23 protein-coding genes are annotated in these 26915 nt (G+C 70.1%); 5 read left to right on the top strand and 18 right to left on the bottom strand.

Annotation, left to right across the window (positions count from 1 at the left end):
* Positions 1-84 precede the first annotated feature (84 nt).
* The 8 genes from VE172_RS20125 to VE172_RS20090 all read right to left on the bottom strand — a co-directional run bounded on the left by VE172_RS20125 (position 85) and on the right by VE172_RS20090 (position 7425).
* Positions 85-1572, bottom strand: coding sequence for an FAD-dependent monooxygenase (locus tag VE172_RS20125; RefSeq protein ID WP_324803764.1), 1488 nt, complete (start codon positions 1570-1572; stop codon positions 85-87).
* 99 nt (positions 1573-1671) lie between these two features.
* Entirely contained in the window at positions 1672-2631 is a 960-nt protein-coding gene (gene ispH, locus VE172_RS20120; RefSeq protein ID WP_324803763.1) for a 4-hydroxy-3-methylbut-2-enyl diphosphate reductase, read from the bottom strand.
* Positions 2631-3671, bottom strand: coding sequence for a family 2 encapsulin nanocompartment cargo protein polyprenyl transferase (locus VE172_RS20115; protein ID WP_324803762.1), 1041 nt, complete (start codon positions 3669-3671; stop codon positions 2631-2633). The genes ispH and VE172_RS20115 overlap by 1 nt, the downstream gene beginning before the upstream one ends.
* Positions 3672-3895: 224 nt before the next feature.
* A complete protein-coding gene (locus tag VE172_RS20110) occupies positions 3896-5302 on the bottom strand; it encodes a family 2B encapsulin nanocompartment shell protein (protein WP_324803761.1) in 1407 nt (468 codons plus the stop codon).
* 216 nt (positions 5303-5518) lie between these two features.
* Positions 5519-6289, bottom strand: coding sequence for a hypothetical protein (locus VE172_RS20105; protein WP_324803760.1), 771 nt, complete (start codon positions 6287-6289; stop codon positions 5519-5521).
* Positions 6290-6299: 10 nt separating this feature from the next.
* Complete coding sequence (locus tag VE172_RS20100; protein ID WP_324803759.1) at positions 6300-6455, bottom strand: hypothetical protein; 156 nt, start codon at positions 6453-6455, stop codon at positions 6300-6302.
* A gap of 21 nt (positions 6456-6476) precedes the next feature.
* Positions 6477-6920, bottom strand: a complete 444-nt coding sequence (locus tag VE172_RS20095; protein ID WP_324803758.1) for a hypothetical protein — start codon at positions 6918-6920, stop codon at positions 6477-6479.
* A 13-nt stretch (positions 6921-6933) separates the two neighbouring features.
* Complete coding sequence (locus VE172_RS20090; RefSeq protein ID WP_324803757.1) at positions 6934-7425, bottom strand: hypothetical protein; 492 nt, start codon at positions 7423-7425, stop codon at positions 6934-6936.
* Between the two features lie 292 nt (positions 7426-7717).
* Between VE172_RS20090 and VE172_RS20085 the strand changes: the two genes are divergently transcribed.
* Together VE172_RS20085 and VE172_RS20080 are read left to right on the top strand one after the other, a co-directional pair.
* The gene (locus VE172_RS20085) at positions 7718-10582 is read left to right on the top strand and encodes an AfsR/SARP family transcriptional regulator (protein WP_324803756.1); all 2865 of its coding nucleotides are present in this window, start codon (positions 7718-7720) and stop codon (positions 10580-10582) included.
* A complete protein-coding gene (locus VE172_RS20080) occupies positions 10575-12647 on the top strand; it encodes an AfsR/SARP family transcriptional regulator (RefSeq protein ID WP_324803755.1) in 2073 nt (690 codons plus the stop codon). Before VE172_RS20085 ends, VE172_RS20080 begins: the two co-directional genes overlap by 8 nt.
* Here VE172_RS20080 and VE172_RS20075 read toward each other — a convergent pair.
* The 7 genes from VE172_RS20075 to VE172_RS20045 form a co-directional block, all read right to left on the bottom strand.
* Positions 12644-15643, bottom strand: a complete 3000-nt coding sequence (locus tag VE172_RS20075; RefSeq protein WP_324803754.1) for an NACHT domain-containing protein — start codon at positions 15641-15643, stop codon at positions 12644-12646. The two genes, VE172_RS20080 and VE172_RS20075, sit on opposite strands and share 4 nt — an antisense overlap.
* Before the next feature lie 51 nt (positions 15644-15694).
* A complete protein-coding gene (locus tag VE172_RS20070) occupies positions 15695-16819 on the bottom strand; it encodes an LCP family protein (RefSeq protein WP_324803753.1) in 1125 nt (374 codons plus the stop codon).
* 129 nt (positions 16820-16948) lie between these two features.
* Positions 16949-17746 (bottom strand): divisome protein SepX/GlpR, encoded by a 798-nt coding sequence (gene sepX, locus VE172_RS20065; RefSeq protein WP_324803752.1) that lies wholly within the window; start codon positions 17744-17746, stop codon positions 16949-16951.
* A 133-nt stretch (positions 17747-17879) separates the two neighbouring features.
* Positions 17880-18494, bottom strand: coding sequence for a GNAT family N-acetyltransferase (locus tag VE172_RS20060; RefSeq protein ID WP_324803751.1), 615 nt, complete (start codon positions 18492-18494; stop codon positions 17880-17882).
* 2 nt (positions 18495-18496) lie between these two features.
* Entirely contained in the window at positions 18497-19735 is a 1239-nt protein-coding gene (locus tag VE172_RS20055; RefSeq protein ID WP_324803750.1) for a molybdopterin molybdotransferase MoeA, read from the bottom strand.
* A gap of 26 nt (positions 19736-19761) precedes the next feature.
* On the bottom strand, positions 19762-20664 hold the full coding sequence (locus VE172_RS20050; protein WP_324803749.1) for a UTP--glucose-1-phosphate uridylyltransferase: 903 nt from the start codon (positions 20662-20664) through the stop codon (positions 19762-19764).
* Positions 20648-22747: a diguanylate cyclase gene (locus VE172_RS20045; RefSeq protein WP_324803748.1), complete on the bottom strand. Its 2100-nt coding sequence runs from the start codon at positions 22745-22747 to the stop codon at positions 20648-20650. The genes VE172_RS20050 and VE172_RS20045 overlap by 17 nt, the downstream gene beginning before the upstream one ends.
* Before the next feature lie 111 nt (positions 22748-22858).
* Between VE172_RS20045 and VE172_RS20040 the strand changes: the two genes are divergently transcribed.
* The gene (locus VE172_RS20040; RefSeq protein WP_324803747.1) at positions 22859-23464 is read left to right on the top strand and encodes a 5-formyltetrahydrofolate cyclo-ligase; all 606 of its coding nucleotides are present in this window, start codon (positions 22859-22861) and stop codon (positions 23462-23464) included.
* An 89-nt stretch (positions 23465-23553) separates the two neighbouring features.
* Positions 23554-23880, top strand: a complete 327-nt coding sequence (locus tag VE172_RS20035; protein ID WP_324803746.1) for an FmdB family zinc ribbon protein — start codon at positions 23554-23556, stop codon at positions 23878-23880.
* Here VE172_RS20035 and VE172_RS20030 read toward each other — a convergent pair whose 3' ends face one another.
* Positions 23881-25272, bottom strand: a complete 1392-nt coding sequence (locus tag VE172_RS20030; protein ID WP_324803745.1) for a serine hydrolase domain-containing protein — start codon at positions 25270-25272, stop codon at positions 23881-23883. It abuts the gene before it with no gap.
* A 17-nt stretch (positions 25273-25289) separates the two neighbouring features.
* Positions 25290-25733, bottom strand: coding sequence for a nitroreductase family deazaflavin-dependent oxidoreductase (locus VE172_RS20025; protein WP_414715130.1), 444 nt, complete (start codon positions 25731-25733; stop codon positions 25290-25292).
* A gap of 21 nt (positions 25734-25754) precedes the next feature.
* Here VE172_RS20025 and VE172_RS20020 point away from each other — a divergent pair, with 21 nt between their 5' ends.
* Positions 25755-26597, top strand: coding sequence for an endonuclease/exonuclease/phosphatase family protein (locus VE172_RS20020; protein ID WP_324803743.1), 843 nt, complete (start codon positions 25755-25757; stop codon positions 26595-26597).
* Here the strand turns inward: VE172_RS20020 and VE172_RS20015 are convergent.
* Positions 26594-26915: acyl-CoA-like ligand-binding transcription factor (locus VE172_RS20015; RefSeq protein ID WP_324803742.1), on the bottom strand; the 322-nt coding region annotated here is incomplete at its 5' end. The two genes, VE172_RS20020 and VE172_RS20015, sit on opposite strands and share 4 nt — an antisense overlap.

Raw genomic sequence — 26915 nt, 5'->3', positions numbered from 1 at the left:
AGGGCCGTTCCGTGCGGCGAAGTGGCCCGCGTCCCAGGGAGTTGGACGCGGGCCTCGGGTCGCCGAGTTGCCGTCTTCGGGTTGTCAGGTGGTGGTGAGTTGGTGGGCGGGGGTGATCCAGGTTGGCCAGTTGGGGGTGCGGCCCTGGTCGGCGGTCCAGGCGATGTAGCCGTCGGGGCGGACCAGCGTGGGGGTGGTGGGTTCGGCGGCGAAGACCACGTCGACGTGGGGGGCGAGGTCGGCGGGGGGTTTCGGGTCGCGGGGGCCCGTGACCAGGACGAAGTGGCCCGAGCGCAGCGCCTCGTAGAGGCGGGAGGGGCCGTCGGTGGTGGCGCGCAGCGGGATGTCGGCGGCGCGTTGGCCGACCCTTCCCTTGTCGCCGTAGCGGATCGCGATGCCCGAGAGTTGGCCCGCGATCTTGCGGTTGATCTTGGGGATCCGCAGGACGGTTCCCAGGATCAGCGGGCGCAACGCCAGCGCCAGCGGGTTGCGCAGCAGGATGATCTTGAGGAGGCGGTGGCTGGAGCGCAGCACCATCGCGCCGACGGGGTGGCGCTCGGCCTCGTAGGTGTCGAGCAGGTCCTCGGGGGCGGTGCCCTTGACGGCGGCGGCGAGCTTCCAGCTCAGGTTGGCGGCGTCCTGGAGGCCCGTGTTCATGCCCTGGCCGCCGGCGGGGGAATGGACGTGGGCGGCGTCGCCCGCCAGGAAGACGCGGCCGACACGGTAGTGCGGGGCCTGGCGCTCGTCGGAGTGGAAGCGGGAGATCCACCGCGGGGAGTGCATGCCGAAGTCGTCGCCGTAGACGCGCAGGAAGGTCTCGCGGATCTCTTGCAGCTCCACGGGTGCCTTGGGGTCGGAGGTGTCGCCGTGGGCGCGGGCGATCACGCGGTAATACTCGTCGGGGTCGTCATCGTCGATGCGGCCCAGCGATCCCACCAGTGCCATGCCGTGCCTGTTGGAGTGCATAGTGAGCGGGCCATCGGGGACGCTGGTGAGCTTGACGTCGGCCAGCATCATGGAGCTGATGACGCGGAACCCGTCGAAGGACAGGCCGAGGGCGTGGCGCACGGCGCTGTGCAGGCCGTCGGTTCCGACCACATAGGAGGCACGGATCGCGTGCTCCTCGCCGTCGGCGTCGGCGATGTCCACGTCGACTCCCCCGTCGTCCTGGCGCAGGCCCGTGACGCGGTATCCGTAGGCGAAGTCGACCCCGTTGGCCTCGGCGCGGTGGCGCAGCACCCGCTCGGTGCGGTACTGCGGCGTGGCGACGACGAACGGGAAGCGGGTGTCGAGGGCGGCCATCCGCACCTGGTGGGAGCCGAGCAGGCGAATGCCCGACAGGACCTCGCCGTCGGCGATCAGTTCGTCGGCCAGCCCCCTGGCGTCCAGGGCCTCGAGGGTGCGGGAGTGGACGGCGAAGGCGCGGCTCAGGTTGGACTCGTCGCGGCGCTTTTCGATGACGCGCACGCGAATCCCCGCGGCGGCCAGGTCGCCCGCCAGCAGCAGACCCGTGGGCCCGGCCCCAGCGATGATGACGTCGGTGTCGAGCGGGCGGTTGGTGTGGAGCTTCATGATCGCTCTCCCTTAATTCATCTCTTGATGAATTAATTAGAGCACGCCCCCGCGCGGGCCGTCAAGGATTCGGCCAAAGTTTTTTCAACAGGTGATGAATTAGCGCATCGCTTGCGGCCCTAAGTCCGCGGGCCGCACCGCCAGAGGCAGCGTGAACGTGGTCGTCTCGCGCACCGTCTCGACCTCCTCGACCACGCACGGACCCGCCGCGCGCAGGTGCTCCACCACCGCGTCCACCAGGTGCGGCGGCGCCGAGGCCCCCGCGGTGACGCCCACCACGCCCGCCGACTCCAGCCACTCGGCGCGGATGTCACCCACGTCCTCGATGAGGTGCGCCGCGGCCCCGCCGCGCGCGGCCACCTCCACCAGCCGCAGCGAGTTGGACGAATTCGCCGAACCCACCACCAGCACCAGGTCCGCCCGACCCGCCACCCGCGCCAGCGCGGCCTGGCGATTGCTGGTGGCGTAACAGATGTCGTCGGACGACGGCCCGCGCAGCTTCGGGAAGCGCTCGCGCAGCGCGGCGAGGATCGCGGCGGTCTCGTCCACCGCCAGCGTCGTCTGGGTCAAATGGGACACCCGCTCCGGATCGGGCACGGTCAGCGCCAGGGCGTCGTCCACCGACTCCACCAGCCGCATGCCGTCCACCTCCCCCATCGTGCCCTCGACCTCCTCGTGACCCGCGTGGCCGATCAGCACGACGGTATCGCCGCGCTCGGCGAAGCGCCGCGCCTCCTGGTGCACCTTGGCCACCAGCGGACACGTCGCGTCGATCACCTCGACGCGGCGCCGCCGTGCCTCGGCCCGCACCGCGGGCGACACGCCGTGGGCGGCGAACACCACGCAGGCGCCGTCGGGCACCGCGTCCAGCTCATCCACGAACACCGCGCCACGCTCCTCAAGGGACGCCACGACGTGCGTGTTGTGGACGATCTGGCGGCGGACGTAGACGGGGGCGCCGCGCTGCTCCAGGGCCAGTTCGACGATCTGGATGGCGCGTTCCACACCCGCGCAAAAGGAACGGGGCGAGGCCAGCAGCACCGTGCGGGCGAGCGACATCAGTGGTCCCGGCGGGTGATCAGGTCGGCCAGGGCCTCCAGCTCGCGGTGCGCCGACTCCGCGGGGCCCAAGCGGCGCAGGCGATCCCGCGATCGCCGCACCAGCAGGTCCGACTGGGCGCGGCTGTACTCGCGGCCGCCCGCCTCGTCGATCAGGGTCGCGGCGCGGGCGACCTCGGCGTCGGACAGCGCGTCGGTGCGTGCGTACAGTTCGGACAGTGCCGCGGTGGCGGGGGTGTGGGAGGACAGCGCCGCCACCACGGGCAGGGACTTCTTGCGGTTGCGCAGATCCGAGTACACGGGCTTGCCCGTCACGGCGGGGTCGCCCCAGATGCCCAGCAGGTCATCGACGTGCTGGAAGGCCAGGCCGAGATCGGCGCCGAAGTCCCCCAGCTCGGCGACCTGCTCCGCCGTTCCGCCGCCGAAGCGGGCTCCCAGCGCGCACGCGCAACGCAACAGCGCGCCCGTCTTGGCCTCCGCCATCCGTCCACATTCCTCGATGCCGATGTCGGCGCGCTCGCAAAACGCGAGGTCGGCGTGCTGGCCGTCGATGAGGCTCTGGATCGCCGCCCCCAGCATCCGCACCCCGTCCAGCGCCCCGCGGTGCCCGCTGGCGGCCAGCACGTCGGTCGCCAGCGTGGACAGCGCGTCGCCGACCAGGATCGCCGCGGCCTCGCCGAACACCGCCCACACGGTCGCGCGGTGGCGGCGGGTCAGGTCGCGGTCGATCACGTCGTCGTGGACGAGGGAGAAGTTGTGCACCAGCTCCACGGCCACGGCCGCGGGCAGCGCCTCCGAGGCCGAACCCCCGACGGCCTTGGCGCACAACAGCACCAGGGCGGGTCGCAGGGCCTTGCCCGAGTCCTCGGCGGCGGTCACGCCGTCGCGGTCCCACCATCCGAAGTGGTACCCCGCGATGTGCCGCGTGGGTTCGGGCAGCGAGCCCACCGCGTCGCGCAGCGCGGGTTCGACGGTGCGGCGGGCCTCGGCGAGGATGTCGGACGCCTGACGCGCGGTCGCGGCGGTGTCTACCGTGTCCATGGGATTTCCTCTGGCTGTGGCGAAGGTTGGAGGGAGAAGGCGGCGGGCCCGATGGGAGACCCGCCGCCGCTTGTGAGTGGGACTCATAGTTCGCGTAGCGAACGTTGAATGTGGTGGTGAACGAGAAGATTTGTTCGCTGGCAAGGCGGAGGAGGAGCTAGTGCCATGGCACTTGCGACGACGACAACGCCGCCAGCGGGCAAATCAGCCGTTCACGATCGCGTTCAATCGTCCTGGCGGCCTATCTCCACATTTTCCAAGATTCCCAGCGCGTCGGGGACCAGAACGGCCGCCGCGTAGTAGGCGCTGACCAGATAGGACATGATGGCCTTGGAGTCGATTCCCATGAACCGCACCGACAGGCCGGGCTCGTACTCGTCGGGCAGGCCGGTCTGGTGGAGACCGACGACTCCCTGTTTCTCCTCGCCGACCCGCATGCACAGGATCGAGCTGGTGTTGGTCTCGGTGATCGGGATCTTGTTGCACGGCAGCAACGGGACGCCGCGCCAGGTCGGCACCATGTGGCCGTTGAGGTCGATGCTCTGCGGGTAGAGGCCGCGCTTGTTGCACTCGCGCCCGATGGCCGCGATGGTGCGCGGGTGGGCCAGCAGGTAGTGCGAGTTGCGGCGCCGCGACAACAGGTCGTCGAGGTCGTCGGGAGTGGGCGGTCCACTGTGGGTGGAGAAGCGCTGCTTGAAGTCGGCGTTGTACAGCAGACCGAAGCCGCGGTTGTTGATGAGTTCGTGTTCCTGCCGCTCGCGCAGCGCCTCGATGGTGAGCCGCAGCTGCTGTTCCAGCTGGTTCATCGGCTCGTTGTACAGGTCGGCGACGCGGGTGTGGACCCGCAGCACCGTCTGGGCGACGCTGAGCTCATACTCCCGAGGGGACAGTTCATAGTCGACGAAGGTGCCGGGCAGGTCGGGTTCCCCGTCGTGGCCCGAGGCCAGCTCGATCTCGGCCTCGCCCGCGCGGTTCTGCTTCTTGCTCGATCCCGCCCGGTGCTCGTCGATGTGGTCACGCAGTCCCTCGACCTGACCCTCAAGGTCCTCAAAGGATTGTCGCGGCATCATCATCACGGTGCACGCGGTGGCGGCCTTGACGGTCTCGGGCCAGGTGCCGTCGCCGCCGAGTAGCGTCTGTTCGCCGAAGTACTGGCCGTCGGCCAAAACGCCCACCGTGGCGGCGTTGTCGTATTGTCCCCGCCCGATCCGGTTGGCCTTGCCGTGGACGATGAGGTACACCTCGTCCATCGGCTGCCCGGCCTCCACGATGACGGCGCCGGGTTCGAATTCCTGCTGGATGAAGCGGCCCGCCAGCTCGGCGAGCACCTCATCGTCCTCATAGGAGCGTAGTGCGGGCAGTTCCCGCAGCTCCGGCGGCACCACCCGCACCTCGGCGCCCACATTGGTAAATGTCACCCGTCCGTCGCCCACCGTGTAGGTGAGCCGGCGGTTCACGCGGAACACGCCGCCGTTGGTCTGGGTCCACGGCAGAATCTTCAACAGCCACCGGTCGGAAATCCCCTGCATCTGAGGGGCCGTCTTGGTGGTGGTGGCCAGATTCCGGGCCGCCGCCGTTGTGAGGCTCTGCGGCTGAAGGTCTTGCTGGGTAACGCTGCTGGTCGCAGGCACGACTGTCCTCCACCTATCGTCGCTGGATTGGCCCTGGGGATTCCCGGGGGCGCTTCATTACTCGAAGCATCGTAAAGGCTACGACACGGTAAGCGAGAAAAGCGCGCGGCGGCGTGGGAGGAAAATCTTGGAAGTCGTTGAGGGACAACGTATTTAGAGATTTCGCTACATCGAGCGTTGGCGCCCGCCGGCCCCAGCGGCGGGCGCCAACGAGTCTCAGCCGCCCTCTCCGGGCTTCGGCTCGAAGTTGCACTTCGTCATGTCGATGTCGGGGATGGTGAGGTTCGGCGCGTTCTTGAGCCAATCGAGGTCGGAGTCGAGCGTCTTCTTCAGCTGGGTCTCCTGGTCGTCGATCCCCTTCTTCAGCTTGTCGATGGCGTCGCGGGCGGAGTCCAGCACCTCCTGCGGGGTCTTGCCCTTGATGGTCGCCGCTTCCTGGCTGGGGATGAAGTTGTTGGCCCCGCCTCCCACCGCGCTGATCAGACCGAGGCTGGAGGAGGCCGCGCCGATCTGTGCGGTGGTGGCCGCCGCCGCTCCCGCCAGGGCGCAGATCGCGCCGACTCCGGCGATCGCCGCGGCCAGGGCACCGAAGATTCCCAACAACTTCGTCAGGGTGTCCTTGTCGCAGCACGGATCGTTCAGCGAATCGAGCATCCCCTCCGTGCCCAATACGATGGCGATGGCGTCCTTTTGGGCCCGGGTGGCGATCTCCCGGTTGGCCGCGGCGGCCACGATCAGCTCCTTGATCAGGTCCGTCTGATTCGTGATGACGCCGCCGAGCGGGTTGGCGACGTTGTAGCTGAAGCTCTCCGCCGCCGCTCCCTCCCAGTGCTCCACTGTGGTTATCAGCGTTCCGCTCTGGGTCATGTCCTTGGCGATCATGCGCTGCCGCGCCTGGTCGAGTTCTTGGATTATCTCGTCGTAGCGCTCCGGATTGATGTCCAGGAACGGATCGAACAAGCTGTGTACGTCGGTAGCGTCAGCCATTTCTCAGACCTCACTTTTGGTGCGACTGGCGGTCGGCGTTCTTCTGATTGACCTTGTTGACAAGCTCGATGATGTGATTGATCTTGTCGGTCATGTCCTGGCGGTAGCTCTTTTGATCGATGATGGTCTCGGGCTTGTCGAGATCTTCGGGCTTGGGGAAAGTCATGCTGCGAACCTTTCGAAGGACTTAGGCAGGCTTGTCCGAGTCGGGACCGGGCGTGACCGGATCGACGTACTTCGGCACGTCGTCCGGGGTCGGGACGTCGTCGCCGGGATCCGAGGGGTTGCCGATGGCGCCGGCCTCCAGGTTCTTGATGTCCTTGTCGACCTCGGCGGCCGCCTCGGCGTCGTCCTTCTTGTAGTCGTTCATCACGTCGATGACGGCACCGGCCATGTTGTGCATGTGGGAAGCGTTGTCGGCCAGGTACTTCTGCGAAGCGTCGCGCAGCTTCTTCCACGAGTCGTACACCTGGCTGAGGTCGCCGCTGATCTGGGTGAAGGCGTGCACGCCCTTACCCTGGGTCTCGTTGACCTTGCGGTTCGTGTCCGAAAAGCCATCGGCGAACATCGGCATGACGATCGTCCCGGCCTTCCACAATTCAAAGAGCCTTACCCCGAGTTGTTTGCCCACGGCAGGTCACCTCTCAATTCTTGTCGGGTTCGTAAATCTGTTGGAACAGTTCGTCTTCCTTGTCGCGCTGGGCCTCCAGCAGCTGGATGACCGCGCCGCGCACCTGGTGCAGCAGGGAGTTCTCGTCCAGCTTTCGCAGGGTCCCGTCCTTGATCACCACGCTCCAATCGAGCATCCCGGTGGCGGACATGTACACGGACTCGCTGGGCGACATGCCCTCGACCTTCAGGCGGTGCCACTTCTCCAGGTACTTGCGGCGCTGGGGATTGTCGACGTCGGAGGGGTTTTCGGCCTTGCCTGCGAAACCGGTGGCCGCCTGGATCGCCTCGCGCTGCGCCCGGCGGCGGCCCACCACCAGCAGCTTGGCCAGCGCGGCGAGCTGCTTTTCCAGGCTGCGTTCGGAGTAGCGCGGGTACGAGCCCTCGCGGAAGGCCAGCGTGCCCCCGGAGGGGCCGATCATGGTCCCGGTGATGTTGCCGTCCGGCGAGGTGACACGGACGTTCATTTGCTCCATGAGTTCGGCGTAGCGACCCATGAGTGTCCCTTCCGTTTGTCTACTGTGGTCTATTTGCTCTGGGTGGGGGCGCTGACACCGGGCTCTTTCCCTTGAGCCCCGATTCCTCGGACGGTGTCGCGCCCCCTGCTTGCCCCGACGTGGGGCGATCGCGTGTCTCGACGCTATGCGCCGCCGATCGACGTTTTGTAATCGTCGGGATTTTGGGTATCGAAATACCTGGTAGGCTCGCTGAGCACCCCTGGTGCTACGGCGGGATTCGGCACCGCGATGGAGGACCCATATGCCCACCCCGGTTCGCTTCCGGTTGCTGGGGGCGGTCGGTGCGTCGCGGGATGGCACGGAAATCGAGCTCGGCGCGCCCCGGCAGCGCTTGGTGCTGGCCGCCCTGCTCCTGGCGAGCGGGAACAGCGCGACGGTGGCCCAACTGTGCGAGGCGGTATGGGGCTCGTGCGCCCCGCGCACGGCGGGCGCCTCGCTGCGCAACAGCGTCTCGCGGCTGCGCGCCGCGCTCGGCGACGACGCGGTGTTCGGCGTCGACGGCGGCTACGGGCTGGCCGTGAACGATCTCGATCTGCACGAGGCGCGCCGGCTCGCCGACGCCGCCCGCGACACCACGAACCTGGCGCGCCGCCGCGAGCTGTTGAACGCCGCCTGCCGGCTGTGGACGGACGAGCCGCTGGCCGGCCTCGGCGGCGCCTTCGCCGACTTCCAGCGCTCCCGGCTCCGCGACCTGCGGCTGACCATTTTGGAGAACCTCTTCGCCGTGGAGCTGCGCCTCGGCGCGGCGTCCGAGGTGGTCGAACGGCTCGCGGAACTGTGCCGCGACAACCCGTTTCGCGAGGAGCCGCACCGCCTGTTGATGCTCGCGTTGCACGACTGTGGACGCGACGCCGAGGCGCTGGAGGTGTACGACGAGCTGCGCGAGCGGCTCAACGAATCCCTGGGCATCGATCCGTGCGCCGCCGTGGCGCGGCTGAGCGAGCGCATCCTCACCCCCGCCGCGCCGATGCCACCGCCGCCGCCCGCCCAGTTGCCCGCCGACACCGGCGTGTTCACCGGGCGCGAACGCCTGGCCTCCCAGGTGATCGCGGCGATGGGCGAGCGACGCAAACCGGTCGTGGCGCTCAGCGGCATCGGCGGAGTGGGCAAGACGACGCTGGCGGTGCACGTGGCGCACCGGATGCGGGACCGTTTCGGCGACGGGCAGCTGTTCGCCGACCTGCGCGGCGTGGAGCCCGACCTCACCGCCCCCGGCGCCGTGCTGGCGCGCTTTCTGCGCGCGTTCGGCGTCGCCGAGGCCGAGATCCCCGAGGCGGCGGACGAACGCGCGGCGCTGTTCGCGTCGATCATGGACGACAAGCGCGTGCTCCTGTTGCTGGACAACGTCCACGACGCCGATCAGATCCGGCCGCTGATTCCCGCCACGGGCAACGGCGCGGTGCTGATCACCAGCCGGTCCCGGCTGTCCGAACGGGACGACGCGCGGCACTTCGGCGTCGACGTCCTGGCGCCCGCCGAGGCCGACACGCTGTTTCGCCGCATCGTCGGGTCGAAGCGGGCCGACGCCGACTCCACCGCGACCCGCGAGGTGGTCACGGCCTGCGGCTTTCTGCCCCTGGCGGTGCGGATCGCGGCCCACCGCGCCCTGTCGAGGCCGCAGTGGACGATCGCGGAGCTGGCGGCCCGCCTGGCCGATCAGCACCGCCGCCTCGCCGAGCTGCGCGCCGGCGACGAGTCCGTCGCCGCGGCCTTCGCCCTGAGCTACAGCCAGCTGGAGGACGGGCTGGCCACCGCGTTTCGGCTGCTGACCACGGTCGAGCTGCCCGCATTCACGGTCACCGAGGCCGCCACGGTGCTGCGCGCCCCGGCCGCCGCGGCAGCGCGGACCCTGACGTCGCTGGCGGACCTCGGCCTGCTCGACCGCCCCGAGCCCGACCGCTACCGCTTCCACGACCTGGTGCGGCTGTTCGGTTCCCAGCGCGCCGACACCGACGAACACCACGAGGCGCTGAGACGGCTGGTGCGCCACTACCTGGCCCACACCGTCGCCGCGATCGCCACGGCGCACCCCGAGGAGCGTTCGCGGCTCGACAAGATGACGCACACCCGGCTGCCCGACGTCGACGTCGCCGATCGACCGGCGGCGATGGATTGGTTGAACGACAACGTTTCCGCGGTGCTGCGGGTGTTGCGGCAGGCGGCGCGGGAGGGTTCGGCGCACCTCGGCGTGGCCGCCGAGCTGCTGTACGCCATCACCTATTGGGCGTGGTCGGGCGTGAATCGGCAGAACTTCGTGGACGCCGCGTCCGAGCTGGCCGACGCCGCCTTCGCCCGCGCCGACCTGTTCGCCGAGGCCCGCGCCCGGCTGGCGCTCTTCGACTGCCTCGCGCTGTGGAGTCCACATCGGGCGCTTCCCGAGGGCCTGCGGGCCAAGGAGTTGGCGCTGAAGTGCGACGACCAGGCCCTGCACGCCGAGGCGTGCATGCTGCTGGGGGCGGCGCTGCTGAACACCGGCGGCGAACACCGCGAGGAGGCGCTGGCGTACCAGACCCAGGCCATCGCGTACTTCGGCCGCACCCCGGAGCTGGCCGGGCGGGCCGCCGCCGCGCGCGCCGAACGCGCCCTCACCCTGATGGCCCAGGGGGACCACGCCGCGGGCCTCGCCGAATCGGCCCGCGCCGTGGAGGAGCTGCGGGCGCTCGACAACGACGGCGCGCTGGTGCGGGGGCTGTATCAACGCGGGCTGGCGCTGCGGGGCGCGGGGAGCCTCGGCGACGCCTGCGCCGCCTTTCGGGCCTCCCACAAGCTGTCGCGCCGCATCAGGGACCGCCCGATCGAGATGTTGTCGCTGTACAACCTGGCCCGCTGCTACGCCGACTCCGCGGCCGACAACCAGGCGATCGTGTACGCCGAACAGGCGGTCGCGGCGTCGATCGCGGTCGCCGACGCCGATAAACAGGCGCGGTCCCTGGCGATCCTGGGCCGCTGTCTGCGGCGGTGCGGCTCGACGATTCGGGGACGACGCTGCCTGAGCGAGGCCGTCGACCTGTTGAACCGCTCCGACCGCCCCGACGCCGCCGAGCTGTCCCGCCAGCTCGCCTCCGAACTCACCTCCTCGACGGAGGACGGTCGGCCGCATGACTGATCGTCCACTGTGCCGAGTGCTCGGGCCCGTGCGGGTGGAGATCGACGGCGGCGGCGCGGATCTGGGCTCTCCGCAGCAGCGCGTGGTGCTCGCCGTGCTGGCCATGGCCGAGGGTCGGATGGTGACCACGGGTCGCCTGATCGACGCCGTCTGGGGCGCGGGGCCGCCGAACAGCGCGCTGGTCACCTTGCGCACCTACGTATCTCGGTTGCGCTCGGCGCTGGGTGCCTCGGCCATCGTCACCACCGAGACGGGGTATCGACTGCGCGATGTGGACCTGGACCTGGTGGAGGCCAGGGGGTTGGCGGATCGGGCGAGCCGCTGCGACCCCGCCGACGCACGACGGGCACTGGATCGGGCGCTGGGCTGGTGGACGGGCGAGCCGCTGGCGGGCCTGCCCGGGCTGTGGGCCGAGGCGCATCGCTCGCGGCTGGGCCAGTGGCGCGTCGACCTGCTGGAACGGCGGCTGCGGTTCGACATCGACCTGCACAACCCTGCCGCGGCCATCGCGGAGCTCACCGCGATCTGCGAACGGTACCCGCTACGGGAGTCCGCGCGGGCGCTGCTGATGCTGGCGCTGTATCGAGCGGGGCGCCAGGCCGAGGCGTTGTCCACATTCGACGAGCTGCGGCGGGCGCTGGACACCGCGCCAGGCAACGAGATCGGCCAGCTGCATCGCGCGATCCTGCGCGGGGACGACTCGCTGGGGGCGCCGAATCCCGCGCCCGAGGCTCCAGAAGAGACCGATGGGGGCGAAGCGCTGGAGTCGCTGCCCGAGGACGTCGGCGAGTTCACGGGGCGCACCGTCGAGGTCGATCGACTGTGCGATGCCCTGCGCCCCACCGAACACGGGCCCGTCGTGGCCGTCGTGTCGGGGATCGCGGGCACGGGCAAGACGGCGCTGGTCCACCACGTCGCACGGCGGGTCGCCGATCGCTTCGACCGCGTGCTGCTGGCCGACCTGCGCGGCTCCAGCGACGCGCCCGCCGCCAGCGACGAGGTGCTGCCCGTCTTCCTGCGCGCCTTGGGAATCGGCGATGACGTCGCCTCGCGCGACCCTGACGACCTGGTCGGCCTGTACCGCTCCACCCTCGCCGACAGGCGCGTCCTCTTCGTGCTGGACGACGCCGCCGACGCCAAGCAGGTGCGGCCGTTGCTGCCTGGCGCGGAGGGCTGCGCGGTGCTGGTCACCTCCCGATCCCGCCTTTCCGCTCTGCCTGGCGATCCGCGGTTGTGGCTGGACGCCATGGAACCGCCCGACGCCGAGGACCTGTTCGCGCGCGTCGCGCGCTCCTTCGACAATCGGGTGCAACTCCCCCTCACGGGCCAAACAAACCACGAGGCCGAACCCGAACCCCAAGCACCCACCACGCGCGAACCCGACGACCAGAAACCACACCCCGCCACGGGCGGAACCACACACAAAACCCAACCCGAAACGCAAGCGCCCACCACGCCCGAACCCGACGACCAGAAGCCACACCCCGCCACAGGCGGAACCAACCGCGCGGCCGAACCCGACGCGCGGGACGGTGGCGGTGTATCGGCCGTGAGTCGCGTCGTGGCGTGGTGTGGTCGTTTGCCGCTGGCGGTGCGCGGCGCCGCCGAGCTTTTGACCAGTCGCCCAGAGTGGACTGTTGATGACCTCGCCGACGCGCTGTGCGGTGGGGATCAGGGCCTCGAGGTCCTAGGCGGCGATCTCGTCTCCCGCTTCGCCGCCAGCTACCGCCGCCTCGCCGCCGAGCCCGCGCGCGGGTTCCGCCTGTTGGCGGTCGGGGAACTCCGCGACTGGGACCTGGACGCGGCCGCCGCCGTCCTGCGCGTCGACGCCGCCGACGCCGAGGACCTGCTGGAGGACCTGGTCGACGTGGGGCTGCTGGATTCCCGCCTCCCAGGCGAGTACCGCTACCGCGACCTGCTGTGGCGCTACGCCCGCACCCTCGCCTCGCCCGCCGAGCGCCAGGAGGCCGATGACCGCCTGACCGAGTACCTCTACGCCCGCGCCGCCGACGACCTGCGCGCCACCAACCCCGAGCTGGCGTGGCGGATCGACACCGACCCCTAGGCGCGCACGAGGAGCAACAGCTCGTTGGGGGCGACCTCGCGCTCGCGGCGGGAGTTCACAATCGACAGCGCCCGATACGCGCGGCTCAGCGCGATGGCGGCGTCGTCCATCCCGATCAGGCGACCCGCGACCACCGCCGCGGCCATGGTGGACGCCCGGGCGGCGCGCGCCACGTGCGGGTCGTAGGGGACGGCGCGGGCGAGGATCGGCTCCACCAGCCGTCGGGTGCGTTGGAGCATCTCGGCGGCGTCGGCGGACAGCTGGTCCTCGGCGTCGTGGTACTTGCGGAAGCGGAACTCGGCCGACTCCAGGGCGTCGAGGACGTCCTCGGGGTAGCCCGCGGTGCTGGTGACGTCCTTGGCGACCGCGTCGCCCAGGTAGGCGTCGAGATCGTCGATGGCGTTGTCCAGGTGGTGGCCGTGGTTGGCGCTCAGCCACGGCTGCAACAGCACCAGATGGGCGCGGATGGTCACGAAGTCGCTGTCACTCGGGCTCGCGGGAAACACCCCTCCGGTCACCAACTGGCGCATCAGATTGGTGTTGGGCACCAGCTTGAGCAGCTGGCTCAGGTCGTGCACCGAGGGGAACTCGGGGCGGTGGGGCCACTGGTTGAACGCCGCCAGCGCCCGCGCGAGGATGTCGCCCAGGATGGGGTCGGCGTCGTCGCCGCTGTCCAGGCGGCGGGCGAACTCCATGCCCTGGTCGAAGGAGGCGGTGTGGCCGAAGCGATCGGCGAAGTGGTCGATGTCGGTGAGGCCGCGCAGGATCCCCAGGGCGATCACCAGGCGGGCGCTGGTGTCGGTGCGGTCGCGGCGGGCCTGGCGTCGGGTGTCGGCGCGGCCCATGGCGAAGGCGTGGCGGACGCCGCCGTGGCGGTACAACACCGGGTGCGGCGATCCCGCCGCCCACACCGCGAAGCGCGACAGATCCACCACCTTGGACACCGCGTCGTCCGCCAACTCCGCCAGGGCGGGGAGCCGATACGGCTGCTCGTCGCCGATGTTGTCGTTCACCCAGGTCACGAAGCGCTGCACGTCGGTGGCCCAGATGCCCTGCACCGAGCGGGACGGGAACGGCGGGCGGGGCAGGTATTCCGGGGCGGGCTGCTCGCCGCGCTGCACCGCCGCCCACAGCGCGTACTCCTGGTACAGCACCTCGTTGACGGGCCGGGCACAGGCGATCAGGTCCTCGCGCAGCTGAAGGGACTCGTGGAGGTTGTCGTTGATCTTCACCAGCGCGGGCACGTCGCCCGACTCCCGCATCCGATCCAGTTCGGCGCGGATCGCCTGGTCCAGCTGGTGCGGGTGCTTGGCGCACTCGAAGGCCATCCACTTGGCCTCGTCCGATCCGTCGTCCAGGTAGGCGCGCACCACGGCGGTGGCATCGGTTCGCGCGCAATACAACTTGATGGTTTCTCTCCACCATGGATCGTTGATGACGGTGGCGAGGAACCCGTCGGGATGCCCGCCCAGCAGGGCGGTCGAGGCCAGGAACTCCTGGATGGTGGCGTGGGGGAACTCGTAGCGATTGCGGCTGACGATCAGCATTCCGCAATAGACCATGTCGTCGTCGAGGAAGGCGCGCGGCGACACCGGGTGGGGGTAGCGGCTCATGGCCTGGGCCACCACGGTGCGCGCCACGTCGGGGGTCACCGTCCTGGACCGACGCTCCATCATGTACAGAGCGAGCTTGCGGATGATCTCGGAGCGCTGCTCGAAGGTGAGCCTGGTGTGGCCGTCCACCATCGACGAACGCTTCAACAGCATGTCGCAGATCTCGCGATACAGCTCGGCGCGCGCCCGAGGCAGCTTGTCGCGGAACCGGTGGACGTTGGCGATCATGGCCAAAAGCAGCGGGCGCGAGGCCAGGTCGAACAGGACGGGATCGCGCTGGAACTGCTCGTACAGCTCCGTGGCCTTGCGGCGCACCCGCTGCCGAAAGTCGTCGGCGACCATGTCGGGGCGCGCGGGGGCGCCGCCGCGCTGGGCGCGGGTCAGGGCGACGCGGTGCTCCACCGCGTCGTACCAGTTGCGCAGGTAGTCCTTGATCTGCTTGACGGTGAAGGCGAGGATGTGGAGCGGGACCCCCTCGGACTCCACATTGGTCTCGGCGAAGCCGCGCGGACGGGACGTCACCACGAAGACGTTGGGGTAGCGGCGGCGCTGCGCGTTGATCCAGTCGGCGACCGTGGACCGCTCCTCGATGTCGCCGATCTCGTCCAGTCCGTCCAACATGACCAGACAGTTCCCGCGCTCCAGCTGGCCGCGCAGCCAGCCCGGCGCGACGCCGTGCATCGCCGAGGTCTCGGCGACGACGTTCACCAGGTCACCGGCCTCGGGGTCGCCGCCCAGCAGCGTCTCCGCGTGGTCGCGCAGGTACACCAGCACCGGCAGCTGGCCGGAGGCGGAGTCGTGCCGGTCGCAGCGCCGCAGGGTGGTGTGGCGCAACAGCGCGGTCTTGCCGGCGCCGGGCTGCCCGGTGATCAGGAAGAGCCGGTACTCGCCGTGGCTGGTGCCCGGCGCGGTCAGGAACTCGTCGAAGCGGACCCGCTTTCCCGGGGTCCACCTCGCCTCGAGCCGGTCGCCCTTCTTGGCCGCCCAGCCCTCGTCGAGGCGGACGTCCACATAGACGTCCTCCATCAGGGGGCTGAGGATGCCGTGGGACTCCACTCCGGTCAGATCGAATTCGCTGGCCGCGTGCGCCAGCTGGCGCAGGTAACGGCGGCGCTGCCCCGGCGCCGCCAGCGAGCGGCGCAGCCAACCGGCGGTGTCGTCGGCCCAGTCGTCCATCAGGGACGTGGCCACCCGGCGCGCGAAGTACCCCAGGGCGTACAGCGCGCCCGACACCGGCAGCCACAACAGCAGGCTGACTCCGGGATCCTCCAGGACCCGGGGCCAGGATCCCGCCAGCGACACCACGCCGGGCGGGACACCTACGGCCACCACGATCGTGGCGATCGTGGTGCCGAGCCTCGAGCGCTCGGAGGGATCTGCCATGGTGTGGGTTACTTCGGGTCGGGAACCGTGTTCCCACACCATGGTACGTACCTACTTGTCTTCCCTGTTCACCAGTTTCGGATTGTCGGCGATCCATTCATCCACATTGTCCTCGCGGATCGCCTTGAACAGATCCTCAGTGGTCTGTTTCGCCTGGTCGTCGGCGAGCTCCTCGAAGTCGGTCTTGGTGCCGCCGGGGTATTCCACCACTGTGGTCGACGGCAGCCGCAGCGTCTTCATGGACGACGGCTTGACGTGCCGCAGCGCGAACGCGAAGTCGGTGACGCTGCGGTGTCCCAGGTCGACCAGGACGTTGCTGCCCAGCGTCTTGATCAGCGGCCCCACCTTGGCGGGGTTCGACACGTAACCCTCCTCCTCGGCGCGCACGAACAGCTGCTTGATGAACTGCTGCTGCATGTGCTGGCGTCCGTAGTCGCCCAGGCCCCAGGAGGGGTCGAAGTCGGGGTGGCCCTCGGGGAAGTAGGAGTGGCGCTCCCGCACGATGAGCAGGGCGTCCTTGTAACTGTAATCGTTGCAGCCCTTGGGGAAGGTCTTGCCGTGACCGTGGTCGGGCGTCATCTTCAACGGCAGGCACAGCTTGATGGTCCCGAACATCTTGGCGACCTTGTAGAAGCCCTTGAAGTTCACCATCGCGACGCCGTTGAACTCGATGCCGTCGTCCTTGGTGGGCTGCCCGGTGGTGCCGCCGGTGGACGACAGGTCCTTGATGGTCCGCGCCAGGTTCTGCACCGCCGCCTTGGTGTCCTTGCCGCCGGCGGCGAACGCGGAGTTGATCTTGAAGTCGCAGGGGTTGCCGCCGGCGCACTTGCGGATGTGCACCTTCAGGTCGCGCGGGATCGACACGATCGTGGCCTTGTTGAGGTCCCTGTTGACGTGCAGGACCATGATCGTGTCGGACTGCGAGCTGCTCCAGCTCTTGCGCTTGTCGGAGCCGATCAGCAGGAAGTTGAGCGGGCCCTTGATGTCCCCGCCCGGATCGTCCTTGATCCCCAGGTCCTTGGTGGGCACCGAGTCGTTGACGTTGTCGATCATGTACTTCGCGTAGCCGCCGGATGCCAGCGCCGCCACCATGAGCAGCGCGCCGAAACCCACCACGACCTTCGCCCAGATGGGTGATCTTTGGGCGCGCATGCGCCGGGAGCCCTTGTCAGCCATGGAATTCCTTCTGCCCGCCGGTCAGAACCGAGGGCCAAGGCTAAGACCGGTTCGGCGCGGACGCCAACGCGTCTTAGTCGGCGCTTAACCGTGAAAAGCCCGATGGGCCGTCAAAAGCCGCAAAGCGATCTACAAATTCGCCGGGGACTCATACGAACGGCCGCGAATTCCACCGGTACGGCGGCGCGACGGCGCGGGTTCCGGCTCCGTGGGCTCCTCCTCGGCGCCGGGGCCGAAGCCCGGGACGAAGCCGTCCGGCGGGTCATCGTCATCGGCGGGGGCGTCGTCGAAGTCGCCCTCGGCCTGCGCCGGGACGTACACCTCGGGCTTGTCGCCGGACGTGATGGCCGGGCGCGCGGTCGTCTGGCGCACCACCCGCTGCCGCAGGAAGCGCAGGAAGGCCACCAGCAACGCGGCGGAGACGGCCACTCCCACCCAGAAACCGGGGCCGATCGCGACGACGCCGACCAGCTCCGCCAGGTTGAGCGCGAGCAGCACGTACAGGACGCGGCGGTAGCGCCGCTGCCACCACGCCGTCCGCGCCGAGGCCACGTGCTCCTCCTGCCCTTGGGATTCCGTCGGGGTAGGGCTCCACCGTACCGATGCGGCGCGACGCGCGCCCGAGCGCTCCCAGCCCGTGCGACCCGGGTCATCGGTTTCGGGCTCGGGTTCGGGCGGGGTCTCCAGGTTCAGCAGGGACTCGTCGTCCTCATCGTCCTCTTCGGAGTGATTGTCGAGCGGCGGGTTGAGCGGCATCGATCCCGGCTGGGTGCTTCCGTGGCGGGCCTTGCGCTCCAGCACCCGGGCCTGGGACTGTTCGCGCTCGGCGGCGATGCGTTCGTCGGCGTCGTAGCGCCTCACCAGGGCGGGCGCCAGTGCGAGCAGTCCGGCACCGGCCAAAATGGCCAACAGCACCGACGTCGGCATCGCCCCTCCTCGCGGTCGTCCCGCCCCACCCGCGCGACTGTCGCGGGCTTGACCCAGTTACCAAAGAGTACGCTGTCGAACTGTCGGATAGTTGACGAAATGACCAGAGTCGATCAATAACGGTCCATTGCGGTCACGCGGCCTCGGCGCGTCTGGCCAGGTAGCGGGCCAGTACACCGCCGACGGCGACGTCCTCGACGGTCATGGCGTATCCCACGTGATCCCGCCACTCCCCGTTTATGTACAAATAGGACTTGTACTGGGCCTCCTCGCGGAAACCCAGCTTCTCCACCACCCGGCGGCTCGGTCCATTGTGGGGCTGGATGTTCACCTCGATGCGGTGCAGCGCCCCGGCGGTGAAGGCGTGATCGCACACCAGCGCCAGCGCGGTGGGGGTGATGCCCAGGCCGGCCACCCGCTCGTCGATCCAGTAGCCCACGTGCGCCGAGCACAGGGCGCGCCGCACGATGTTGCCGACCGTCATGCCGCCCACCAGCTTGCCGTCGTAGCAGATGGCGAACGGCCACGAGACGCCCACCTTGGCGGACTTGCGCAGGTCGCGCAGCAGCGCCTTGAAGCCCGCCGGGGAGTTGGCCTGTCGCCACGACACGGCCGACAGCGGCTCCCAATGGGCCAGCCAGCCCTCGTTGGCGACGCGCACCTCGCTCCAGGTGGCGGCGTCGGTGCGCAGGTAAGGGCGCAGGGTGACTCGATCGTGGGTGAGGGTGGCGGGCCAGCCGGGCGTCATGATCACCGAAACCTATCGAACAGCAATACATCCACTGTGGTTCCTGCTGGCGCGGAGGTGACCTTCTCCCCCAATACCATCAGTCCGGTCGCCTCGGCCAGACCGGAGAGAGTGTACGGGCCTCCGGGAAGCGGCGCCACCGTGTACCCACCCCCGCGGCGTTCGGCCACGTGAGCGGGGCGGAACTCCCGCAGATTCGCCGGGGACGACACCGTCTCGATGAGGTTCGCCTTGACGCTGGGGCGAAACACCGGCTCGGCCCCGGCCAGCCGCAGGATGACCGGCCGCGCCACCGCCTCGAAGGCGATCATGGCGGAGCCGGGATCGCCGGGCAGGCAGGCGATCGGAACCTCCTCGGGCCCGACGGTGCCGAAGCCCATCGTCGTGGCCGGGTACACCGCCACCGAGGAGAACTCCACGGTGCGGTCGCGCCCGAAGGTGCGGCGCACCATGTCGCCGGGCCCGGTACCGGTGCCGCCGGTGATGATGATGAGGTCGGCGCGCAGCGCCTGGTCGTCCAGGACGGTGCGCAGGGCCTCGGGCTCATCGTCGCAGATGCCCACCCGGAAGGCGTGGGCGCCGGCGTCGGAGGCCGCGGCCGTGAGCGCCGGGGAGTTGACGTCCACCAGCTGGCCCGGCTGCGAGACCCGCCCGGTGTCCATCAGCTCGTCGCCGGTGGCGATCACCACCACCCGCGGGGTGGGCCGCACGACCACGTCGCTGACCCCGGCGGCGGCCAGCAGCGCGATCAGCTGCGGCGTCACCGTTTGTCCGTTGTGAGCCAATGTGGCCCCGGACGCGCGCTCCTCCCCCGCGCGCCGCAGGCCGTGGCCCCGCTTGGGAACCTGTCCTACCTGGACGGCCGCCATCCCCTCGTCCGTCCACGCCAGGGGAATCACCGCGTCGGTGCCCGACGGCAGCGACGCCCCGGCCGCGACCGCGAAACAGGCCCCGGGCACCAGCCGCACCGGGCGCCAGCTCGCCGCCGACACGTCCCCCAGCACCTTCAGCGACATCGGGCGCTCGGCGGTGGCCCCGGCCACGTCCTCCAGCCGCACCGCGTACCCGTCGGCGGTGGCGTGGTCAAAGGACGGTAGCGGGCCGGGCGCGGTGACGTCCGCGCCCAGGACGCAGCCGCTCGCCTGGGTCAGGTCCAGATCGATGACGGGCAGCGGTCGCACCCGTGCCAGCGCCGCCGACAGGAATCCCGCCAGGGCCACCGGCTCGTCCCTTCGGTCCATAGGTTCGTCTCCCCCGTTTCACAGACCTAGCCCTCGGGCCCGCGGGCCACGAAGTCGGTGAGCCATTCCTTGAACGGCCCCAGGTCATCACGCTGCCATGCCAGCTCGATCATGGTCCGCAGGTAGCCCTCGGGCGCGCCGGTGTCGTACCGGGCGCCGCGGAACACGATGCCGTGCACCGGCATACCCTCCTCCAGCAACCGCTCCATCGCGTCGGTCAGCTGTATTTCGCCACCTCGGCCGGGCTTCGTCGACCGAATTGCATCGAAGATAGCCGATGGAAGGACGTACCGCCCGATGAGAATCAGGTTGCTCGGCGCGTCGTCCACCTCGGGCTTCTCGACCAGGCCGGTGACCTTGACCAGCGCGTCGTTGACGTCGCCCTCGATGGCGGCCACCCCGTACCGGTTCACCTGCTCGCGCGGCACCTCCAGCAGCGCCAGCACGATGCCGCCGGTGCGGGCCTGGGCCTCGATCATCCGCGACAGCAGCCGGTCACCCGGATCGGTGAATTCGTCGGCCAGCATCACGACGAAGGGCTCGCCGGCGGCGTGGGACTCCGCATAGGACACCGCATGGCCGAGGCCCAGCGGCTCGGCCTGGCGGCAGGTGTAGATCTCGGCCATATCGGACGGTTCCATGATGGCCGACAGCCGCTCGGTGTCGCCGCGGTCAATGAGGCGCTGCTCGAGATCGGGGCGGCGGTCGAAGTGGTCGACCATGGACGTCTTTCCGCGCCCGGTAACCAAAAGCACGTCGTGGATGCCGGCCGACACGGCCTCCTCCACGATGTGTTGCAGCACCGGTTTGTCGATGACGGGGAACAGTTCCTTGGGGACGGCCTTGGTGGCGGGGAGGAAGCGGGTGGCGATTCCGGCGGCGGGGATGACGGCCTTGATGGGGGTGGCGGAGTTATCGCTTGCGTGCATGCTGCGAGCCTAGCGGTCCGAATGTGAGGAACACCTGTAAGTCAGTTGGCATGGCGCTATGTGTTGTCGCCACCCGCCAGGTGTCGCGGCCGGCCGCCTTGGCCGCGTACAACGCCTCGTCGGCGGCCGACAGCACCGCCGCCCCGTCCTCGCCGTGCTCCGGGAACACCGCCACCCCAAGCGAAACCGTGACGTCCACCGTGGTCTCCTCGCCGGAGGCGGAGGCGGGGATCGTCATCGGGGCGTCGCGCACCGCCGCGGCCAGGCGCGCGGCCACCCGGGAGGCGCCGTCGACGTCCGCCTCGGGCAGCAGCACCACGAACTCCTCGCCGCCGTAGCGGAAGGCCAGGTCGACCTCGCGGATCACGCTGGTGAGCCGCCCGGACAGCTCGGCCAGCACCGCGTCCCCGGCGGGGTGCCCGAAGGTGTCGTTGACGGTCTTGAAGCGGTCCAGGTCGATGGCGATCACGGCGGCCTGGCGGTGGAAGCGGCCGGCGCGCTCCACCTCGCGGGCCAGCGACACCTGGAGATAGCGGTAGTTCCACAGCCCGGTGAGCGGGTCGGTCAGCGACAGCCGCTGCGCCTCGCGGTGGGACAGCACGTTGCTGACCGCCACGGCCGCCTGGCCCGCGAAGGTCCGCAGCGTGGACACGTCGGTGTCGTCGAAGTCGTCGCCGCCCAGCCGGTCGTAGATCGCCAGCACGCCCAGCAGCGCGCCGGGGCTGGGCGCCAGGTCCGGGTCCTCGACGGGGTGGCCGGTGACGGCGCGCACCGGCACCGCCAGGTAGGTGGTGCACGAGGGCTCGTCGGTGGTCGGGGCGATCGCCTCGCCTCCGGAGCCCACCCGGCCGCAGCGCGGCTGCCCGTCGGCGGCCACCCGGCCCAACAGCCCCTCGCCGAGCCGTACCCGGATCTCGGACACCGGCAGGCCGTCGGGCAGCCCGTCCCCGGCGCGTCCATACAGGACTTCGGGCTCGTCGGGGTCGACCAGGACCATGACCCCGGCCCGGGCGCTGGTCACGGCCATCGCGGTGTCCACGATGACCTCCAGGATCCGGTCGAGGTCGAGGGTGCTCGACAGGGTCTCGCCGAGCAGCGCCAGCTGCCCGCGCAGCTGATCCCGGCTGGCGGTCAGCGCGGACACGTAGCCCTCGGTCTCGCGGGCCATCCGGTTGAAGGTGCGCGCCACCCCGGCCAGCTCGTCGTTGCCGTGCACCGCTACCCGGGCCCCCAGGTCGCCGCTCGCCACCGCGTCGGCACCGCGTGCCAGTTCGGCCAGCGGACGGGTCGTGGAGCGGGCCAGCCAGGCCGCAGCCCCCACCGCCAGGGCGGCGGCCACCACGACGATGCCGATCAGCATCGCGTACAGGCTGAACATCCGGGGCGCCTGGGTGGCCAGCACCAGCGGGATCGGCGAGGTGCGGTCGGCGGCGAGCTCCCGGACGTAGCGCCCGGTGCTCGCGGTCTCGGCGGGCTGGCTGCCCCGGGCCGCCGCCAGCGACTCGGTGGCCAGCTTCGCCCGGGGGAAGGAGGACAGCGGCACCCTGCGGGTGTCGTCCACTGTGACGTCGACACGGCCCGCCGCGCGGGCCAGGCGGTCGACGAAGGAGGAGTCGACGGCCGTCCACACGTCGACGGTGCCGCGCTCGGCGCCCGAGGAATCGCGCACGGTGACCCGGGCCGCCAGCGCGCCCACCACCCCGCGGTCGGCGGGGTCCGCGTTGCCGCAGCGCGCCGAGACGTCCTTGGCGGGCGGGCGGTCGCCGGCCTCGGCCAGCACCGTTCCATGGTGATCGGTGACGCGGACGGCGGCAGCCTTGTCGGCGTCGACCACCCGGCGCGCCGCCGAGCCGAGCTGCGCGGACTTGCCGTACAACAGGGCCACGGCGTCGGCGGTGGAGGTGAGCCGATCGCAGCCGGCGGCTACCGTGGAGCGCACCGCGGCGGCGGCGGAGTCCAGCCGGTCGGCGGCCCGCCCGGAGGCCACGGTGGAGACCGCGGAGCCGATGAAGACGGCGCCCAGCAGCACGGGACCGAGGACGACGATGAGGAAGGCGGCCGTCAAGCGCGCACGCAGGGGCACCCGACACCTCCTTCTGTACGACTCCGTACTGCGAGCGTTACACAGCGCAGTGACATCCGCACCGGTAGTCGGTCGTCCGATACCAAATACCGACCGAATGACGGAGGCACGATGGACCAATCCGGCCGCTGGCAACGGGAGTCGAAGGCGCGGCTGCGCGCGGACATCCTGCGCGAACGCCGCCAGATGTCCCCAGTGGAGGTCGAGTCCGCGACGCGGCGCGTCCACGCGGCGCTGCTCGCCCACTTGTCGGGTCGCGACGCGATCACCGTGGCAGCCTATTACCCGCTGAAGGACGAGCCCGGCGGACATCTCCCCGAGGCACTGCGCGCCATCGGACTGCGGGTGCTGCTGCCGGTGCTGCGCGCCGACGACGACCTGGAGTGGGCCGCCTTCGCCGGCGCCACGACCCGCACCCCCCGCGGACTGTCCGAACCGGACGGGCCCTCGCTGGGTCTGGCCGCGATCGCCGCGGTCGACGTCGTGGTGGTCCCCGCCCTGGCGGTGGCCGCCGACGGCACCCGGCTGGGGCGCGGTGGCGGCAGCTACGACCGGGCGCTGGCCCGGGTGAGCGCCGCCACCCCCGTGATCGCGCCGCTGTTCGACGGGGAGTGGCCGGTGGAGGTGCCCGCCGCGGCTCACGACCGTCCGGTCACGGCGGTGTGCACCCCCGGCGCCGGCGTCGTGTCGCTTGTGCCGTTAACCACGCGGATGTGACCCGCGGTGGTCACGGACGCCAAAATGACGCATAATTCATTAGCACTCCTATCTCGGGAGTGCTAACAGCGTCAAACGGAGGCAAGGAAGTGCCCACCTACCAGTACACCTGCACCAAGTGCGGTCACGACCTCGAGGCGCGCCAGTCCTTCAGCGACAAGGCGCTCACCGACTGCCCGTCGTGCGGCGTCGACGGTGCGCTGCGCAAGCAGTTCGGCGCGGTCGGCGTGGTGTTCAAGGGTTCTGGTTTCTACCGCAACGACTCCCGCTCGTCCAACTCCAAGGAGCTGTCGAAGAACAACTCGACGCCCAAGAAGTCGGACGAGAAGAAGGCCGAGACCAAGAGCGAGTCGAAGAGCGAGTCGACGTCGACCGGCGCCCCCAAGAAGAAGGAGAGCGCGCCCGCCAAGGCGTGATCACTCCACCCGGGGGTTGGCCCGGTGGTTGTGGAGGAATCGGGCACGGCCGGAGTCGTCGGACCCGATGAAGGCGAACGTGGCCGCGATCGCGCCGTCGTCGCCGGGGCAGGCGAAGATCTCGCCGTCGACGCGCACCAGGTCGCGGGTCAGGTAGCGTTCCGCCCCGCTCTGGGCGGCCAGATCCCCGAAATCGATGGTCAGCGACAGCCCGCCGTCGACCTCGGTGACCTCGAACTTGGACAGCCGCCCGGTGTAGCGGCCCACGTATCGCTCCGGATTGTCAACGGGCGCGGGGGTTTCGGGAAGTTCGAGTTCGGGCGGAAGACTCGCGCCCCCCAGCTCGGACAGGATGTGGCCCGCCACGTCCCGGAGCAGGGCGGCGGGGTTGCCGCCGTTGGTCAGCACCGCCACCGCGAGGTCGCGGTCGGGCCAGGTGCCCAGGAACGCGATCTGCCCCAGCGTGCCGCCGTCGTGCGAGACCATCACGCCGTCGGCGGTGTCGAACAGATGCCAGGCCAGGCCGATCCGGGAGTCCAGGCGGGTGCGGCGCGGGATGTCCACCTGGGGTTGCCGCATCGCCGCGACCGATTCCTCCGACAGCAGCCGGGTGCCGTCGGGGGCGAGGCCGCCCGACAGGTGGAGGCGGGCCAGGTTGATGAGCTGCCCGGCGGGCAGGTTGGGGGTGGCCCCGGCCGGGGTGTTGGAGTGGGCCAGACCCCAGACCTTCACCGGATGCCACTGACCGTCCGCCTCGGACTTGACGTGGCCGACGGCGGCCCGGTGCAGGATCGCCTCGTCGGCGGTGACGCACAGCGAGCTCATCCCCAGCGGGTCGGCGAGGCGCTCGCGCAGCACGGCGACGTAAGGCTTGCCGCGCAACACTTCCACGATGCGGCCCAGCACCACGAAGCCGGCGTTGTTGTACGAGAACAACGTGCCGGGGGCCAGCGGCTGGGCCACGGTGGGCAGCACGTCGGCGACGAAGCGCTCCACGGCGTCGTCTTCCTTGGTGGTCTCGATGAACAGGTCGCCCTCGAAGCCGGAGGTGTGGGTCATCAGCTGCCGCACCGTGATGGCGGCGCTGGCGTCGGCGTCGGCGACCCGAAACTCCGGCAGGTAGCGCCGCACCGGGGCGTCGAGGTCCACCGCGCCGGAGTCGACCAGCTGCATCACCAGGCTCGTGGTGAGCACCTTGGTGATCGAGCCGATCTGGAAGACGGCGTCGGTGGTGGCCTCGACGCCGGTGTCGAGGCTGAGCAGGCCGGCGGCGGCCTCGATGACCTGGCCCCCTTGATAAACCGCGAGGTTGGCCCCCGGTACCTGGTGTTTCTCCAGCCGCTGCGCGAGATTGGCGTCAAGCCAGGACCGGATGTCGGATAGCGAGGTCATGAGGGGGCTCCTGAGGGTCACGTCAATGGGCGCAACCTTACAACCGGGATGTCGCGATCGGTCCGGTCCTGATAGTCCTGGTACGGCGGGTAGATCTCCAGCAGATGCGGCCACACCCGCCGCTTTTCCTCGGGCGACAGGGTCTCGGCCTCGGCCTCGAAGCGCCGGGTGCCGACCCGCAGCCGCACCCGGGGGTGCTCCAGCAGATTCTTGTACCACAGTGGATGGTCAGTGGCGCCCCCGTTGGACGCCACGATCAGGTAGTCGTCGCCGTCGTGCCCGTAGATCAGCACGGTGCGGTGCCAGTCTCCGCTGCGTCGGCCCACGTAGTCCAGCAGCAGGCACGGCGAGCCCCTCATGTCGGTGCCCCGGGTGCCCCCCGACTCCTCGTAGAGGCGGGCCTGCTCGGCCACCCAACGCACGGGACTGATCTTGACGCTTCCGTCGGTGTCGGCCATGATTTCCTCCTTTGGCGTCTGGTGATGGGAGCGATTATCGTGCGCGAGGAATTCCCGCGCGGCGATTCGGCCGCGTTGATCGGCCCGGCCGTGGGCGGGGCGCTGCATGTGGCGTCGTTCAACGTGCGGGGCCCCCGTGACGCCGCGCCGCACGGGTGGCCGGATCGCCGGGAGTTGGTCCGGCGGCTGTGGGTGCGCGAGTGGCCCACCGTGTTGTCCACCCAGGAGGCCATGTTCCATCAGGCCCGGGACCTCAAGGCCATGATGGACGGATACGACATGATTCACCTGTCGCGCCTGGGGGGCGGGGGCGACGAGTCCACGGCGATCGTGTTCGACGCCCGGCGATTGACCCCGCTGGACTACGCGCACCTGTGGCTGTCGGACACCCCGACCGCGATGGGCTCGGCGACCTGGGGCAACGACATCCCACGGATGCTGACGTGGGCGCGGTTCGCCGATCGCCTCAGCGGCAAGGAGTTCGTCGTCCTCAACACCCACCTCGACCACGTCTCGGTGCCCGCCCAGGACAAGGCCGCGCACCTGTTGCGGCGGGTGGTCGCCGACCTCGACGTGCCCGCGATCGTCACGGGGGACTTCAATGTCCCTCCCGACGCCACCGTCCACAAGACACTCGTGGCCGACGGGCCGCTGGCCGACGCCTGGGACGCCGCCGCGACCCGCCTGAGCCCGCCGTACGCCACCTTTCACGCCTGGGAGCCCGAGCCGCGGCTCGGCGACCGCATCGACTGGATCCTCACGACCCCGGGCGTTTCGGTGACCTCGATCGGCGTCAACACCTGGTCCCACGGCGGCCTGACGCCCTCGGACCACTGGCCGCTTCAGGCGCTGATGGAGCTGGGCTAGAACAACGCCAGCCGAGCGTCCAGGGTGGACGCGGCGTCCAGGCCCGGGTCGTCGGCCCACTCCAGCCACACCGACAGCAGCACGCCGAGCACCGCGCCCGCGGTGGCGCGCACCCGATCGTCGGTCTCGGCGCGGCCCATTCGCTTGGCCACCAAACGATTCAGCAGCTCTGCGAGCTTGGCGACCCCGGGCAGGTGCGCCGTCCACAGTTGAGGGACGGTCACCACGAACACCTGACGCTCGCGCCGGGCGTCCAGGTCCGCGGCCGACATGCCCGCCAGCACGTCGCGAAACGCGGCGCGCAGCGCCTCGACGGCG

This window comes from Stackebrandtia sp., assembly GCF_035643755.1.
Taxonomy (GTDB): domain Bacteria; phylum Actinomycetota; class Actinomycetes; order Mycobacteriales; family Micromonosporaceae; genus Stackebrandtia.
The sequence above is the reverse complement of the archived record's forward strand: the minus strand, read 5'-3'. Positions and strand labels throughout refer to the sequence as shown.